General features: G+C 53.4%; 2 protein-coding genes. Both read left to right on the forward strand.

The window, feature by feature from the left end:
- On the forward strand, positions 1-320 hold a 320-nt coding region (locus Q363_RS43500), incomplete at its 5' end, for a hypothetical protein (RefSeq protein ID WP_211256459.1).
- Between the two features lie 768 nt (positions 321-1088).
- Positions 1089-2030, forward strand: a complete 942-nt coding sequence (locus Q363_RS31220; RefSeq protein WP_035358604.1) for a carboxypeptidase-like regulatory domain-containing protein — start codon at positions 1089-1091, stop codon at positions 2028-2030.
- The last annotated feature ends 688 nt before the right edge of the window (positions 2031-2718 follow it).

Below are 2718 nucleotides of genomic sequence, written 5' to 3' on the forward strand. Positions count from 1 at the left end.
GGGAACGCGAGAGCATCTGCAATTTCTGCGCTCAACGTTCCCGGAAGCTATGCGCGGCATTGAGCAGTAGCTCAGTGGACCGCACGAAAAACGGGAATTTCGGCAAGTTCGACCCGCCGAAACCCCGCTGGCCGAGTGAACTTGCTCAATGTAAACCCGACTTTGGGGGAAGCCCATCAGCTTCAAGCCGATCCCTGGCTGGAGATGCGATCTGGAGACTCATTCAGCCATGGCCGATTTCTCTCTTGAATATCGTCCCTTCGGAACTTTCGACCGAAGAACCCGGTGCAGCCGATCAAAGCGCCAATCGGTATTCCTAGCCAGCATCCGAGTGGACGTGCATCTAGTGAGTCATGCCAGCCGGCGTTACTGCCAGACAGAATCGAAATAGCTATAGCTTCATTCTTCGGGAATCTATCGACGTCTGCGAGATAGGTCACGGTGAGATGTCGTCCGTCGAAGTTCCCAGGGGTACCCCAGCTCGGAATGATTATCCGAGTCTCAAGCGGAATCCGACTCCCATCCTCAGACGAAAATGCTGAAGTGAAATATGCTCTCTTTTCCGACTCGATGCTCGACGCAATCGAACGCCCTACCGGTCATGGTGACGCGAGGAGCAAAAGAGGGTCCCGTTGAATTGAACATTGCATATCCGCAGGCGACAAGACCTAGGCCCATGCATAGCCACCATACGGCCAGTGGAACCGTAGCCCTGCGCTTTGCACCTACGGAATGGATGATGACTAACGCTGCTGCGAGGCCGAGGAAGCCCCCTAGATAGTAGTAACCGCCCATGATATTTAACCTTACGCAGACACATTCAGGTGCGACTGCCTCACTCAGCATATCGAACTATCGGGCAGGCTATGGCAACCGAGTCGCGTTCAAGTTGAGATCGTTCGATCCTGATAGACCGTCGCAGGATGGGAGCAGGCCGATCATTCCCGAGAAACGGAGTTTTGAGAAAGTTCCCAGCAAGTTACCGAAATGGGGACTTTGCAGGAGGTTTGGAGTCATTTTCCGAAAGACCCGTTGTACATCCGGAGGAACTGGCTCCTAGAATCGATGAGTACGGCGTCGGAGGACCGATGAATCGATCCGTCAGTGGCTGTGTAGTAGACGAAACAACGGGCGAACCTCTCACCTCGCCGGATGTGAGGCTGTATCGCATTGGGGTAGCTGGCGAGACATGTACTACGCTCAATGAGCATGGCTGCTTCTCGTTCTCGGAACTACCTGAGGGTGAATATTCCTTAGCCTTCTACGATAAAAAATATGTTCGGCGAAACGAACGTCTCACCTTCAATGAGAGTGAGACCATAGCCGGCCTGCACATCGCACTCAAACCTGGCGGGTTCTTGTCCGGGAAGATCCTGGACGAAAATCAACAGCCGCCTGAGCGCTGCCATTTCAGCTTGATCCGGACGGGGGAGAGAAGGGGCGAGTCAGGTTACATAAGCGACTCGGGTGACCACAAAGTCTCTGAGGACGGCAGCTTTTGCTCACCTCCCCTCGGTTCAGCTCGATACTTTCTGCGTTTTGCCGGCATTCTTCGTAAGCCAGCAGTTGCTATACCAACGGAGCCGCTTCACCTCGCCATGCAAAAGCGCGTCTTCGATTTCCTGTATCCGGATGCCCAAGACATCTCGGACGCGACGAGCTTCGATGTTGAAGTTGGCCAGATGATTTCGGGTTTGCAAATACAGATTCCCCGCCCAGTCTGGCATACGGTCCGGGGCAAAGTAACAGGCGACTTGCCAAAAGTGCCTAATAGAATCAATGTGATGTTCTCGCGAACAATGGGAACAATTGATATGTTAGGCGGAGGTGGCGGAACTAGGGTGGAGCAGGACGGAACCTTTGAATATCAGGTGCAGTCAGGCGATTACTCGGTCGAGGTCTGGGAGTTCGCGCCGCCAGAGCCAGATGGCCGCACTCGCGTGCTTCGGAGTTTTGCTGTCACAAACATCACAAACATCCGGGTAACTAACGCTGACCTCTACGGGATAGAGATTCACATCCTCTCTTGAACCCTTGAATTGCGTTTTGCTGCATTGCTCCCTCTTTCGACAAAGGGCGCGCCGCGGTCGGGACTTGTCCGGCTGGGCCAGAGACAGGTGGCTTCCGCGATCTGAATCGGGATCATGAAAACGGGGGTTTTGAGAAAGTTCCCAGCAAGTTACCGAAATCGAGACTTTGCAGGAACTCGAATCCTTAGTCTGTGTGAATATCCTCCATGTATTTGGCTGGAGCATATAGTCGCCTCGGCTGTTGTCTTCAACTCGCCCAGCTGGAGCTTAATCTCCTGATCAACTTCAACAACGAGTTGCTGATAATAGCGATAAGCCGCTAACGACTGACGAAGTGCGAATAGATGCTCTGGACGGTAGTCGCCTTCGAGTGATTTCGCGATAGTGTCTTCGCTGTTCTTCACGCCACCGTGGCAAAGTTGTGCCAAGAACAGAGGATCTCGTTCCCCCGCAAGCATCCAGGATCTTGAGGCCACTTACTCCGGTGATGTCGTTCAGAACGCGATGAATCTGAAGGTTCATCTGATCCAGAGCCTTCTGCATGTGCAACACGTGCTCAGCTGCCATCTGGATCAGGCTGCTGCGATGTCGCCAGAGAGACCGTATAGCGCATATCACTGTCGTCCAAATTAGCCTTTGAGAACAAGGCTCAAGGGTGAGGCAGGTGGAGCCTCCTGTAGAGTGAAGT

It is taken from the genome of Edaphobacter aggregans DSM 19364, from assembly GCF_000745965.1.
Taxonomy (GTDB): Bacteria; Acidobacteriota; Terriglobia; order Terriglobales; family Acidobacteriaceae; genus Edaphobacter; species Edaphobacter aggregans.